The sequence below is a fragment of the Streptomyces sp. NPDC000878 genome, assembly GCF_053599695.1.
The window spans coordinates 107467-119954 of record NZ_JBSFMT010000027.1 but is presented as its reverse complement, the minus strand read 5'-3'; the positions used below and the strand labels follow the sequence as shown (position 1 = coordinate 119954).

Genomic DNA, 12488 nt, shown 5'->3' with positions numbered 1-12488 from the left:
ACGCCGTGGCCCCGGGCGTCATCGACACCGAGATCCACGCGACGATGGGCGATCCTGACCGGGCGAAACGCGCGGCCTCGGTGCCCGCACACGCGCGGGAGGCCACCGCCGGGGATTGGCCTTCCCACCGATGAGCACCGTCAGTGTTGTCATCCCCTGCTACAAGTACGGCCATTTCCTCGCCGACTGCGTGAGCAGCGTCCTGGACGAGCAGGACGGCGTTGACGTCCGGGTACTCATCATCGACGACGCCTCGCCCGACGACTCGGCGGAGATCGCGCACAAGCTGGCCGCCGCCGACCCGCGTATCGAGGTCCGCGTCCACGAGACCAACAAGGGGCACATCGCCACCTACAACGAGGGCCTCCTGGAGTGGGCCGACGGCGACTACGTCGCACTCCTGTCCGCCGACGACCGGCTGGTCCCCGGCGCACTCGTACGCGCCGCCGCACTCCTCGACGCCCACCCCGAGGCGGGCTTCGCCTACGGCCGCCCGCTGCGCTTCCAGCACGGCGGCCCGCTGCCCAAGGCCCGTACGCAGAGCACCGGTTCGGTGGTCTACCCCGGGCACTGGTGGCTGGAGCGCCGCTTCCGCGAGGGCACCGGCTGCATCACCTCGCCCGAGGTCGTCGTCCGCACCAGCCTCCAGCGCGAGGTCGGCGGCTACGACCCCGCACTGCCGCACGCCGGCGACATCGAGATGTGGATGCGGCTCGCCGCCCGCGCCGACGTCGGCTACATCAGCGGCGCCGACCAGGCCTTCTACCGCGTCCACGGCAAGAACATGTCCACCACCGACTTCGGCGGACAGCTCGACGACCTCCGTCAGCGCCTGGTCGCCTTCGACTCCGTCCTCGCCAAGTGCGCCGATCTGCTCCCGCAGGCCGAGCAGTTGGCCGACCTGGTGCACACCCGGCTCGCCCGCTACGCCCTGCGGCGCGCCTACCGCGCCTACGACCGGGGCCGCACCGACGTCGTCCCGGTCGACGACCTCGTCGCCTTCGCCGCCGAGTGCCGCCCCGGCTTCACTTCCCTCCCCGAGTACCAGGCGCTGTACCGGCGCCAACGCATCGGCGCGGGCCTGATGCCGTACCTCCAGCCGCTGGTGTGGTCGGCCGTGGTCGACCGCGGGCGGGAGTGGCTGTGGTGGCGGTCCTGGAAGCGTCGCGGCATCTGATGCGCGAACGCTCCACGCGGTACGCGGTGTCGGTGCCCCGCTCAGTTGGCCACGGGCACCGCACCCGCGTGACGGCGCGGGTCCGGGGAGGAGCCCTTCCTGTTCCTGCGGCGCAGCGCGTACTGGTCGAACCACAGCGCGCCCAGGATCGCGACGGTCCCGCCCAGCAGAGCCGTACCGGCCAGGGCGCGGCTCTTGGTGCCCTGCACCTGGGCGGCGCTCGGGGCGACCAGGACGGAGGAACTGATCCGGGCCCCCGCCGAGATGTCCTGCGCGGCCTGGAGGTCCGACACGTGCTCGGCGTAGACGTCGATGATCCGGCGGACCGCCGTGTTGGCCTCGTCGGGGCTGCCCGCCCGTGCCTGCACCTGCAACGAGGGGATGAGATAGGCGGGCGTCGCGCTGGTGCCGCTGTTGCGGGGGATCAGCTGGTACGTCCCGTGGACCCCGGCGGACGTCAACTCCTTGCGCCCGGTGGGCGATTCGAGCTGCTGGATGACGCCGTACGAGAGAGTGGCGAGCGGCGGCTGGAGATTCGTCAGCTGGTTCGGCTGGTTCCCCGTCACCGGCGGCTTGAGGACGACCACCGCGGAACTCAGATACTGCGGGGCCGGGCGGATCACCGGATAGGCCCCGGCGGCCGTCAGCAGGAGCGCGAGCACCAACACGTACCAGCGGCGGAGCAGCGCTTCGGCGACGTCACGAGGCGACACAGGGATTCCTTCCGTCGGCCCCGATCCTCGCAGGCCCCGGGGCGGATCGCCACCACATCACGAGGCCTATGCTGTGCCCGAGCCCGGACCTCCGGTACCGCAGCACCGGGCCGGGGGGAGTACTCATGAGCCTTGGCGACCTCTGGGCGATCATGTGCAGGCGCTGGTACTTCATGGTGCCCCTCACCGTGCTCAGTCTGCTCACGGGCGGATACCTGTACCGGACCATCCCGGTGTCCTACCAGTCGCAGAGTTCCGTCACCCTGCTCGACTCCACGGCGGTCTCCGATCTGGCGCCGACCTTCGGCAACCCCATCTCGAACGCGGGCGGTTCACTGGTCGTCACGGCCGACGTGCTGATCAGGGCGCTCCAGTCGAGCGACTCGGCCAAGGAGTTGCGCTCCCGGGGCGTCACGGACCGGTACACGGCCGGTTTCGCCCCGGAGGCCGACAGCCCGCTGCTCACCCTGAGCGTCACCGGCACCGACCGGGCGAAGGTGCTGCGGGAGACCACCACCCTCACCAAGTTCACCGCGGAGCAGCTCAAGGCCCTGCAAGCCGCCTCGAAGGTACCGGCGGACTACTTCGTGCAGGCCACGCCGGTCGTTCTTCCCCAGACACCGGTCTCGGAGTCGAAGGCCCGCTACCAGAACATCGCGGCAGTCCTCATCGTCGGCATGGTCAGCGCGTTCCTGCTGTCCATCCTGGCCGAGGGCGTCGCGGTGGTCCGCCGCCGGGGCCGCGCCCAGGCGGGATACCTTCCCCGCCGCCATCGCGCCGAGCCCCCCGAGCGCGCCCCCAGAGGTCTGCTGACCCGACGCCTGGACGCCACGACGATCCTCACCGGCTATCTGGTGCTGGCCTTCTTCGTCCCGTCGAACCTCACCCTGCCCGCGCTGGGCGGCGTCGGCACCCCGGCCAACGTCTTCGCCCTGCTGGGACTTCTCTGGTACCTCGCGACCTGGCTCGGCGGCCGGATCCGCCCGGCCGAGGGCACCAGGCTGCCGCGCGTCGCGATGTGCGTGCTCGCCGTGGCGGTGCTCCTGTCGTACGTCGCGGACGCGACCCGCGACAGCTCGCACGCGGAGGTCCTCGGGGCCGACCGGGGGCTCATCGGGCTCGGGGTGTGGGTGGCGCTGGTGGTGCTGGTGTCGGCGGGCATCCAGGAGCGCGGCCGGCTGGAGACCCTGATGCGCCGGCTCGTCGTCCTGGGCACGGTGGTCGCGCTGATCGGCTACTACGACTTCTTCGCCGCGACCAACGTCGCCGACTCCATCCACATCCCCGGTCTGCAGTCGAGCACCGCCGGGGTCAGCGTCATGGACCGCGGCTCCTTCACCCGGCCGCGCTCCACCACGTCCCACCCACTGGAGTTCGGCGGGATGCTGGCCATCCTCGTCCCGTTCGCTGTCCACCAGGCGTTCGATCCGGTACGCCGTCACGCCGGCGCCCTGCGCCGCTGGGCCCCGGTGGCGATCATGGCGGGCGCGCTGCCGCTGACGGTGTCCAGGACGTCCATCATCGGCGCCCTCATCGTGATCCTGGTGATGGTGCCCCGCTGGAAGCCGCAGCGCCGCTGGGCCGCGATCGGGATCATCCTGGGGTCGGTGGCCGGCTTCAAGGTGATCATTCCCGGGCTGATCGGAACCATCACCAACCTGTTCGCCAGCTTCCTGTCCAACTCCGACAGCAGCACCCAGGCGCGCACCGTGAAGTACAGCGCGATCGTCCCCTACTTCGAGGAACGCCCCTGGTTCGGTCGGGGGTTCGGGACCTTCACCCCCGACCTGTACTTCTTCACGGACAACCAGTACATGCTGACCCTCGCCGAGATGGGCATCGTGGGCCTCGTCGCCCTGTTCGCCCTGTTCGTCACCGGGATCCACACCGGCGGCGCCATCCGCAGACTCGCCCGCACGGACTCGGACCGGGAACTGGGCCAGGCGTTCCTCGCCTCCGCACTGGTCGCCCTGGTCATCAGCGCCACCTTCGACGCGCTGAGCTTCCCCATGTACGCCGGGATGTTCTTCCTGACCCTGGGGGCGGGTGGCAGCTACCTGGGCTTCATCCGCCGGGAGGCGGCAGAAGCGGCAGCGGCAGGGGCGACGGTCGCGACTGAAGTCCCCGCCCCCGAAGGCCGTAGGACATCCGAAACCGAAGCCAAGCTCCCCCAACTCGTGGAGTCCCGATGAGCCCCGTCGCCGTCATCGTCGTCACCTGGAACAGCGCCGCCGTACTACCGGGCTTCCTGGCCGCACTCCCCGAGGGCATGGCAGGCCTCGACTGGCGGCTGGTCGTCGCGGACAACGCCTCGGCCGACGACACGGTGGAGGTGTTGCGAGAGTTGGCCCCGGACGCCACGGTCGTCCAGACAGGCCGCAACGCCGGGTACGCGGCCGGGGTGAACGCGGCGCTGGGCGCGGCCGGCGAGCACGGCGCCGCCCTCATCTGCAACCCCGACATCCGCATGCGGGAGGGCTGCGCCAAACGCCTCGTCGACAGCCTCGGTGACGGGGTCGGAATAGCCGTACCCCTTCTGTACGACGAGGGCAAGGACACGCCCCACCACTCACTGCGCCGCGAGTCGAGTGTGCTCCGGGCCCTGGGTGAGGCGGTGATCGGCAACACGAGGGCCGGGCGCTTTCCGCGTCTGAGCGAGCTGGTCACGGACCCCGCCGCGTATCGACAGCCGACGCGCGCGGACTGGGCGACCGGCGCACTCATGGCGATATCGCGGGACTGCCTGACCACGTGCGGTCCGTGGGACGAGTCCTTCTTCCTCTACTCGGAGGAGACCGAGTACTGCCTACGCGCACGGGACCGGGGCTACGCCACCCAGCTAGAACCAACAGCCCAGGCCGTACACCTGGGCGGCGACTCCCAGGTGTCCCCCCGCCTATGGACCCTCCTCATCCTCAACAGAGTCCGCCTGTACAGCAAACGACACGGCCCCGTCGCGACGGCCGCGTTCCGCGCGGCCGTCCTCCTCCGAGAAACCTCACGAGCGGCGCTGGGCCGCCCGGCGGCCCGAGCGGCAGCAGCAGCCCTGGCGAGACGGGGCGCCCTACACAAAACGCCGGGCCCGTAACAACGAGCGTCCACAGGGGCGTGGTTAAGGGGCGCGGGGAACTGCGCGACCAGCCACAACGGCGCTACAGCCGACCGACAACCCAGCGTGGTACCCCCCCTAGTCGGCAGTCCGAGGCCGACAAACCATCGCCACAAAATCATGCCCGACATCAGCCAGCACCGCGTCCTCCGCAGCAAAACACCGCTCCAGCAAAGCCACCGTCTCGGCCTCCTGGTCAAGGAAGTTGTGCGCGATCCCAGAGAACGCGATGTGCAACACCGTCCCCCCGTACGGCCGTTCCTCCACGACATCGAAATGCCGCCGCAGACCAGGCAGCAACGCCGCCGCATCCACCGCCTCCGACGGATCGTCCAGCACCATGGACAGCCTGCTGGGCCGAACGACACGCCGCTTGACCCGCCCGTCGGGCAGCCGCCGCCGCTCCTCGGGCAGCTGAGCCAACAACTCGTTCGCCGCCGCCAGTTGACCATCGGTCCACTGAAACCGCGTGGGCCCGACGAACTCGTCGACGACGAACGTCCCGCCGGGCGAGATCAGCCCCGACAGCCGGGGCAACGTCTCGTCGAGGCTGTCGAAGTGGTGCAGCGACTGCAGCCCCAGCAGCACATCGAAGCGCTCCCCGTCGGCAGCCATCTGATTCACGTCGGTGACCCGGAAACGCAGCACGTCGGCGAGGCCGTTCTCGGCGGCGGCGCGGGTCGCGAAGTCGATCCGCTGCTGCGCCACATCCACGCCCTCCAACAACCTGAACGCACCGGTCCTCGCCCAGAGCAACTCGTTCCCGCCGGTGCCGCATCCCAGCGACAGGCCACGCAGATCGGTACGCGGCGCGAAGTGCTCGGCGGCCACGTACTCGGGAAAGGAGGTGTCCGCGTCGCCGGTCATCAGCAGGTTCCACCGCTTGACGACCGCCGGTATCGCCCACCACTCGGTCAGCGACGGGTCCACCTGGGACCAGTGCTGGACCACCCGCGCACCGCCGCGCACCCGCAACTTGGCGAGCACCGGGTCGAGTTCGAGCCGCCGTACCTTGCGCAACAGGCGGTCCGCGTCGTGTCTGTTGATGAGGTTGTTCAGCATGCTGGCTCCGTTCTTACGGCTATGAGCGACTTCGGGGCGCCGAGCACCCGCTCGCTGAGAAGGGCCGATCCGGGGAACAGGTAGCGCATTTCGGTACGGGTGAGCAGTTCGATGTTGATCACCGCGTCCATCGCCGACTCGGGACTGTCGGGACGGCTGTGGACCAGCGGCCAACGCCGCACAAGACGAGCCCTCGCGGCCAACGGCAGGAACTGGAAGCCGGGCGCCACGAAGTGCGGCTCGACGGGGAAGTAGCGGTACGGCGTCTGGATCCAGTGAAGCGGCGCCAGTTGCTCGACGGCGGCGACGAACTTCCGGCGCTGGCTGTGCCCACCCACGTGCTCGATGGTCGAGTTGGAGAACACCAGGTCGTAGCCGCCCTTGGCACTCAGCTCGGCGGCGACCTCCGCGTCGGTGACGTCGGCGACCTCCGCCGTGATCCAGTCGGGCAGTCCGGCGGGATGCTCCGCCAGGTTGATCAGGTGGACGTGCTTGGCGCGCACCGGTGCCCGCAGCCACATCTCGGCCGTGCCGCCCAGGTCCACGACGCTCATGTTCTCGATGCCGGGGAAGCAGCGCCGGAACCGCTCCCAGCGGGCGATGCGCATGCGTTCACCCAGCGAACCGGGCGCGTCGACGAACTTGTTCCTGAGGGCGCGGGATCGGGTCACGGGATCAACCACCTGTGGTCGGAGCGGAATAGAGGGAGCAGGCAATCCTCAAAGGAAGCAGGAAAGCCTCAAGGAAGCAGGAGAGCCTCAACTGGGCTGTCGCCATTGGGTGTAGAAGCTGGCCGGGTTCATCAGGTACCGGACGGTGGGATACGGCAGATGCAGCACCCGGTGCCGACGCCCGTACCGCCGGATCAGCTCCCAGTCCTCCCGGGGCAGCACCTCCGGTGTCCGGCGCAGCCGGCTGAAGTACAGGGAGCGATTGCGGCGGGCGACAAAGGCGTTGGTGTCCAGGAAGGCCTCGCGGGCGGCGCGCCGCCGGTCATAGGGCACCGACAGGACGTCCTGCTCGCTGCCGTCGGGCAGGACACGGCGCAGTGCCGTGTAGACGCCGTCGGGCCTGTCGGACCCATCGGAACCCCCGGACCCATCGGAACTCCCGGACTCATCGGCACCCTCGGAGGCCTCCAGCACCGCCAACGCCCGTTCCAGATGGTCCGGTTCCCACAGGTTGTCGTCGTCCAGGAACGCCACATACCGCGACCGGGTGAGCCGGATGCCCACATTGCGCACGACACCTGCCACACCGGTGTTGTGGGCCAGCGAGACAGCGAACAGCCGGGGATCGTCCGGGAGTTCGGGCAGCCCTGCCCCGTCGTCGACCACGATCACGACCTGGCCGCGGACGGTCTGGTCCAGGGCCGAGCGAACCGCCGCACACAGCGCCTCGGGACGCCGGTGGGTGGCGATCACCGTGGCGACCAGCGCCGAGGGCGGCGATGGCAGGACACCGGCCAGCCGTCGGGTCTCGGCGTCCTCGAACCGGCGCAGCCGTACCGCGCCGGGGGCCAGCAGGACCTTGTTCCTGGCCTCGAACAGCACCAGCCAGCCGAACACCGACTTGAGCAGCGTCCAGGGCGCCCGCGCGACCCGGCGCGTCACGACGCCGACGCCGCTCACGAGGCGGGCTCCGGCGTGATCAGACGGCCGTCGGACATGCGGTTGTTCCGCCACACGTTCCCGGCGCCGCCCGCGTTCCAGTGGGCGACCACTCCGTATCCACCGGACGCGGGGTGGTACTCCGTGGAGAAGATGTTGTCGGTGACCCTGATCCCGGTGGCGCCGGTGCTGCCGCCGTAGAGGGCGTACGCGCCCCCGGCCACCCAGTTGTTGTCCACGGTGACGTTGCGGACCACCCCGGTGTCCGCGAACAGGCCGATGCTGCCCGAGGCACCCTGCTTGAGGCTGGTCGGGTTCAGCAGGGTGTTGTGGCGGATGATCAGATGCCCGGTGTTGCCGCCGCCGCTGATCACCGTGTTGGTGTGCTGCCACTCGCCGCCCAGGTTGATGAACGGCTCGATGTCGTGCACGTAGTTGTCGTGCAGGTTCCCCTGCCCCATGGACAGGGCGTCGCCGAACACCGAGACGTCGCACCAGCCGACCTCGATGGAACTGCCGCCCATGTTCGACACCGCGTAGTCCACGCCGCCGTTGTCAGGACCCTTGCCGGGCACGGCCGTGATCTCCGAGTGCAGGACCTTCAGACCGCTGAATCCGGGACGCAGGTTGATGCCCCACCAGTTGTCCGAGGTGATCTTCGTGTCGATGACGGTGACGTTGTTCGCGTAGATGTCCAGCGAGCCGGTGATGTCCTGGCCCCGGATGACGAGCCCGTCGGTACGGATGGCCCAGTACCCGGCCTTGTGGGGCTTGAGGGCGGTCCGCGGGCCAGTGGTGTCGGCGTCGGGGAAGCCGCAGTCGCCGGGGGACGCGCAGTCGGTCCTCGCCGCGGGTGCGCCGGACGCACTGCCGGTGCCCGCTGTCGCGGTGGGCTTGCCTGTCGGGGTGGGCTTCTGCGTCGGGGACGGCGAGGCGGTGGGGCGGTCCGTCGCCCCACTGGTCGCGGTCGACGGACCGGGTGTCGTCGGCGGGCCGGTGCTCGGTGACGCCGGGGGCCCGCTCGTACGGCAGGTCGGCGCGTCGTCCGGGCAGTCCGCCGACGCGGAGCCGTCCGACGATCCCGAGCAGGCCACGCCCAGGACCGTCAGCAGGGCCGCGAGCAGCAGTCCCGCGAGGGAGTTCCGGCTGATGTGCGGTGACATCAGGTTCACCTCAAGTCCTGTTGGGTGGGCCGGACAGGTGCGGCGGACCCGGGCGGGCCGCCGTGGGGCCGGTCGCCGCGCCCGACACCGCGCAGGAAGTCGCGGCTGGGCAGGACGCACAGCGCGTAACCGGCCAGGGCGACGGTGCTGATGGCGAGGAGTGCGAGCGTGCCGTCGCCGAGCAGGTGCTTCAGGCCGACGACGATCACGGCCATCACGGCCCCGCCGAGGAAGGGCCACGCACAGGCCCTCGCGATCAGGCCGACCCCGATGCCGCCACGGCTCAGGGCGACCAGGAAGACGGGCACCACCAGGCCGCCGGCGACCAGGACATGGGCCTGCGAGGCTCCGACGATGCCGTTCGTCCGGGCGCCGACGAGGAGCACCGGGATCAGGGCGACCAGCCACAGACCCTGCACCAGGAAGAGCGACCTGCGCTGTCCGATCGCGACCAGACAGTCGTACGCGAGTTCGCTGCCGATCCGGATCAGGCCCAGGGCCATCAGCCAGGGCAGTGCCGCGGCGGCGGGCGCCCAGTCACTCCCGTAGATCAGCTGGACGGCAGGACCCGCGAGGCCGGCCAGCAGGACGCACGCCGGGACGGTGCCCGTGACCACCACGCCCAGGGCGCGGCTGAAGCCCTGGGCGAGCGCCTGCGGTGAGTCCGCCAGACGGGAGAAGCCGGCGAAGGAGACCCGGCGGGCCGCCTCGGAGATGATCCGCACGGGCCAGCCGGAGATGTTGAAGGCGAGGACGTAGAAGCCCAGGGCGACATTGCCCAGGGTCGCGCCCACCACCATGGTGTCGACGTTGACCACCGCGAGGGCCAGCATGCTCGCCCCCGCCAGCGGAAGCCCGAACCGGAGCAGCGCCCGGGCCTGTTCGGGGTTCCAGCCGAACTTCAGGGTGCCGGGTGCGGCCAGCCAGCAGCCGATCAGTGTCACGACGTTGCCCGCGACGGCTCCCACGGCGAAGCTCATCGCGCCCCAGCCCTCGAAGGCCAGCAGCAGCGTCACCGAGGTGCTGACCAGGAAGTTGAGCGCGTCGATGATCATCCGCTTGCCCTGCGCGAACTCCCGGGTGAGGAAGTTGGCGGGCACCTGCGCCACCCCGTCGATCACCACGCAGAGGCACATCACCCGCAGTACGCCCGTGGCGTCCGGCGAGCCGAGCAGACTCGCCACCGTTGGCGCCGCCGCGAACAGCGCCACGTACAGCAGGCCGCTGGAGAGGGCGCTGAGGGTCAGTACGGTCGGCGCGAACCGCCGTGCGTCCCCTTCCCAGCGCACGATGGCCAGGCCCACGCCCAGCTCGTTCGCGGACAGCAGGACCAGCAGGACGGTCTGAGCGATGCCGTACACGCCCCATTCCGCGGGGCCCAGGGCGAAACGTGCCAGCACGATGCCGGTCGCGAAGTTGCCCAGGCGCATGACAACGGTGTTGATCAGACTCCAACGGGCCGCCGAACGGACCTTCCCGCCGAGGGAGACGGCAGCCGCAGGAGCGGGGGAGTCGCCAGGCTCAGCGGTCCCGCTGTCCGGTGTGCGAACGCTGTCCACTGGTCGGCTCCTCGTCGAGCGGCTCGGCGGCGGGGGCCACGGCCACGGCGGGCCGTCCCGCCCTCGGCTCCGCGGCTGACCTGTTCCCGGCGGACCGCGCCCAGGCGGGCGGTGTGCGCAGAGCGATCGTCTGTTCCGCGACCGACTCCTCCGACACCGACCGGGGGGCGGCGACGGCGGAATCGGTCGAATCCGTTGGATTGGCTGATTCAGCTGATTCAGCTGAATCCGTTGAACCGGTCGTGGACTCGGGGGTGTCGACCGGCTCCGCGGGCTCTTCCGGTCGCGCCGGGGGGTGTGACCGGCGGCGCGCCTCCACGTAGAAGACGGCGGCCAGGCTCAGGACCAGACCCAGACCCCCGGCCATGATCATGTACTGGAGCCGGGTCTTGGTCTGTGCCACCGGAGGCTGCGGGGCCACGATCGTCGTCAGCCGGATCATGGCCTGCGGGGCGACCGACTGCTGTTCCTGGAACTGCTCCAGCCGGTCCTTGGCGTACGAGGTCAGGATGCGGTCCGAGGCCAGGACGACGGCCTTGTCGGTGCCGGTGACGGTGAGCCACATCAGCGGCCCCTGGGCGTTGTCGGCGAGCTTGGCCTCGAACGTACCGGTGGCACCACGGGACTTGAGTTCCCGGACGGAGGCGTCGGAGTTGAGGTTGCGGGCCAGGCTGTCGGCCATGCCGGTGAGCGAGGTCTGGGTGCTGAGGAAGGGGTTGCCGTCGTAGGCGCGGGTGGCCTTCTCGGAGTTGAGAAGGACCACCGTGCTCTGCGACTGGTAGGTGACCGGGACCAGCACCACCACGGCGGCGATCAGACCGCCGGTCAGCAGCAGTCCGGGCAGCAGGACGTACCAGCGCCTGCGCATGACCCGGAAGATCTCAGCGAGATCCATGGCGGTCCCCCCTTGCAACCAAACGTTCTGCGACCAAACGTTCGACGAGCGTGTATTTCAAGCGGATCATATGGGGAACGTTCGATCCTCGGGTCTCGGCTGGTCGGTCGGTCTCGGCCGGCTGCTCGCCGTGCCTCCCGCCAACAGCACATCGGCGATACGGTCGCTCGCCCGGCCGTCCCACAGCTCGGGCCGGCGCGGCGCGGGCGGAGCGTCCAGCACCCGGTGCACGGTGGACACGATCCGCTCCGGATCCCGGCCGGCCAGCACATTGGTGCCCTGCTCGACGGTGATCGGCCGCTCGGTGTTGTCCCGCAGCGTCACACACGGCACGCCGAGCGCGGTGGTCTCCTCCTGGATGCCACCGGAGTCGGTCAGCACGACCCGGGCGGAGTCCTGGAGGGCGATGAAGTCCAGGTATCCGGCGGGCGGTACGAGCCGGATGCCGCCGGGGACTCCGATCTCGGCCAGCTTGTCCGCGGCCCGCGGATGCACGGGCAGCACGAGCGGGAGGCGGCCGGCGATCTCGCCCAGGGCCTTCAGGAGCCCGGAGAGGACTGCAGGATCGTCCACATTGGCGGGCCGGTGGAGGGTGACCAGGCCGAACTCGCCCTTGGTCAGGCCGTGTTCGTTCAGGACGTCCGAGGCCCTGGCCCGCTCCAGGTTGGCCAGCAGCGTGTCGATCATGACGTTGCCGACCAGGTGGATCTGGTCGTCCCGGTAGCCCTCCGCGCGCAGGTTCTCGGCGGCGTCGGGGGAGGGGGCCAGCAGATAGTCGCTGACCCGGTCGGTGGCGACGCGGTTGACCTCCTCCGGCATGCTCCAGTCGCGGCTGCGCAGCCCGGCCTCGACGTGGGCGAGCAGCGGGCCCGCCTTGGCGGTGACCAGGGCGCAGGCCAGCGTGGAGTTGATGTCGCCGACCACGACGACGATGTCCGGGGCCACCTCGCCGAGCAGCGGCTCGAACGCGGTCATCACGCGTCCGGTCTGCTCGGCGTGGGAGCCCGAACCGACCCCGAGGAAGCGGTCGGGCGGACGGATGCCGAGGTCGGCGAAGAACACGTCGTTCATGGCCGGGTCGTAGTGCTGACCGGTGTGGACGAGGACCACCTCGGCGCCCCGGTGTTCCAGGGCGTCCATCACCGGCTTGATCTTCATGTAGTTGGGGCGGGCCCCGGCGACGCAGACGACTCGCATGGG

11 protein-coding genes are annotated in these 12488 nt (G+C 70.2%); 3 read left to right on the top strand and 8 right to left on the bottom strand.

Annotated elements, in window-relative coordinates; all coding sequences use genetic code 11:
* The first annotated feature begins 130 nt into the window (after positions 1 to 130).
* Positions 131 to 1177 carry a glycosyltransferase family 2 protein gene (locus ACWDR4_RS24275; RefSeq protein ID WP_450411540.1) on the top strand — a complete coding sequence of 349 codons (1047 nt, stop codon included), beginning with the start codon at positions 131 to 133 and terminating at the stop codon, positions 1175 to 1177.
* A 41-nt stretch (positions 1178 to 1218) separates the two neighbouring features.
* Here ACWDR4_RS24275 and ACWDR4_RS24270 read toward each other — a convergent pair whose 3' ends face one another.
* On the bottom strand, positions 1219 to 1890 hold the full coding sequence (locus ACWDR4_RS24270) for a hypothetical protein (RefSeq protein WP_450411538.1): 672 nt from the start codon (positions 1888 to 1890) through the stop codon (positions 1219 to 1221).
* Positions 1891 to 2015: 125 nt separating this feature from the next.
* On the opposite strand from ACWDR4_RS24270, the gene ACWDR4_RS24265 reads away from it, so the two are divergent.
* Both ACWDR4_RS24265 and ACWDR4_RS24260 read left to right on the top strand, forming a co-directional pair.
* Entirely contained in the window at positions 2016 to 4082 is a 2067-nt protein-coding gene (locus ACWDR4_RS24265) for an O-antigen ligase family protein (protein ID WP_450411536.1), read from the top strand.
* Positions 4079 to 4978 carry a glycosyltransferase family 2 protein gene (locus tag ACWDR4_RS24260; RefSeq protein WP_450411534.1) on the top strand — a complete coding sequence of 300 codons (900 nt, stop codon included), beginning with the start codon at positions 4079 to 4081 and terminating at the stop codon, positions 4976 to 4978. Before ACWDR4_RS24265 ends, ACWDR4_RS24260 begins: the two co-directional genes overlap by 4 nt.
* 99 nt (positions 4979 to 5077) lie before the next feature.
* Here the strand turns inward: ACWDR4_RS24260 and ACWDR4_RS24255 are convergent, their stop codons facing one another.
* The 7 genes from ACWDR4_RS24255 to wecB all read right to left on the bottom strand — a co-directional run bounded on the left by ACWDR4_RS24255 (position 5078) and on the right by wecB (position 12485).
* A complete protein-coding gene (locus ACWDR4_RS24255; RefSeq protein WP_450411532.1) occupies positions 5078 to 6061 on the bottom strand; it encodes a class I SAM-dependent methyltransferase in 984 nt (327 codons plus the stop codon).
* Complete coding sequence (locus ACWDR4_RS24250; RefSeq protein WP_450411530.1) at positions 6055 to 6732, bottom strand: class I SAM-dependent methyltransferase; 678 nt, start codon at positions 6730 to 6732, stop codon at positions 6055 to 6057. The genes ACWDR4_RS24255 and ACWDR4_RS24250 overlap by 7 nt, the downstream gene beginning before the upstream one ends.
* Positions 6733 to 6819: 87 nt before the next feature.
* Positions 6820 to 7692: a glycosyltransferase family 2 protein gene (locus tag ACWDR4_RS24245; RefSeq protein ID WP_450411529.1), complete on the bottom strand. Its 873-nt coding sequence runs from the start codon at positions 7690 to 7692 to the stop codon at positions 6820 to 6822.
* Positions 7689 to 8834, bottom strand: coding sequence for a hypothetical protein (locus ACWDR4_RS24240; protein ID WP_450411527.1), 1146 nt, complete (start codon positions 8832 to 8834; stop codon positions 7689 to 7691). Before ACWDR4_RS24240 ends, ACWDR4_RS24245 begins: the two co-directional genes overlap by 4 nt.
* A gap of 5 nt (positions 8835 to 8839) precedes the next feature.
* Complete coding sequence (locus ACWDR4_RS24235) at positions 8840 to 10393, bottom strand: oligosaccharide flippase family protein (protein WP_450411525.1); 1554 nt, start codon at positions 10391 to 10393, stop codon at positions 8840 to 8842.
* Positions 10356 to 11288 carry a chain length determinant protein gene (locus tag ACWDR4_RS24230; protein ID WP_450411523.1) on the bottom strand — a complete coding sequence of 311 codons (933 nt, stop codon included), beginning with the start codon at positions 11286 to 11288 and terminating at the stop codon, positions 10356 to 10358. Before ACWDR4_RS24230 ends, ACWDR4_RS24235 begins: the two co-directional genes overlap by 38 nt.
* Before the next feature lie 66 nt (positions 11289 to 11354).
* Entirely contained in the window at positions 11355 to 12485 is a 1131-nt protein-coding gene (wecB, locus tag ACWDR4_RS24225; RefSeq protein ID WP_450411522.1) for a non-hydrolyzing UDP-N-acetylglucosamine 2-epimerase, read from the bottom strand.
* Positions 12486 to 12488: the final 3 nt, after the last annotated feature.

Bases quoted from the DNA above. Each gene is read 5' to 3' on its own strand.
- ACWDR4_RS24275 (WP_450411540.1), top strand. From the start codon at position 131: ATGAGCACCGTCAGTGTTGTCATCCCCTGCTACAAGTACGGCCATTTC.
- ACWDR4_RS24265 (WP_450411536.1), top strand. From the start codon at position 2,016: ATGAGCCTTGGCGACCTCTGGGCGATCATGTGCAGGCGCTGGTACTTC.
- ACWDR4_RS24260 (WP_450411534.1), top strand. From the start codon at position 4,079: ATGAGCCCCGTCGCCGTCATCGTCGTCACCTGGAACAGCGCCGCCGTA.
- ACWDR4_RS24255 (WP_450411532.1), bottom strand. From the start codon at position 6,061: ATGCTGAACAACCTCATCAACAGACACGACGCGGACCGCCTGTTGCGC.
- ACWDR4_RS24240 (WP_450411527.1), bottom strand. From the start codon at position 8,834: ATGTCACCGCACATCAGCCGGAACTCCCTCGCGGGACTGCTGCTCGCG.
- ACWDR4_RS24230 (WP_450411523.1), bottom strand. From the start codon at position 11,288: ATGGATCTCGCTGAGATCTTCCGGGTCATGCGCAGGCGCTGGTACGTC.
- wecB (WP_450411522.1), bottom strand. From the start codon at position 12,485: ATGCGAGTCGTCTGCGTCGCCGGGGCCCGCCCCAACTACATGAAGATC.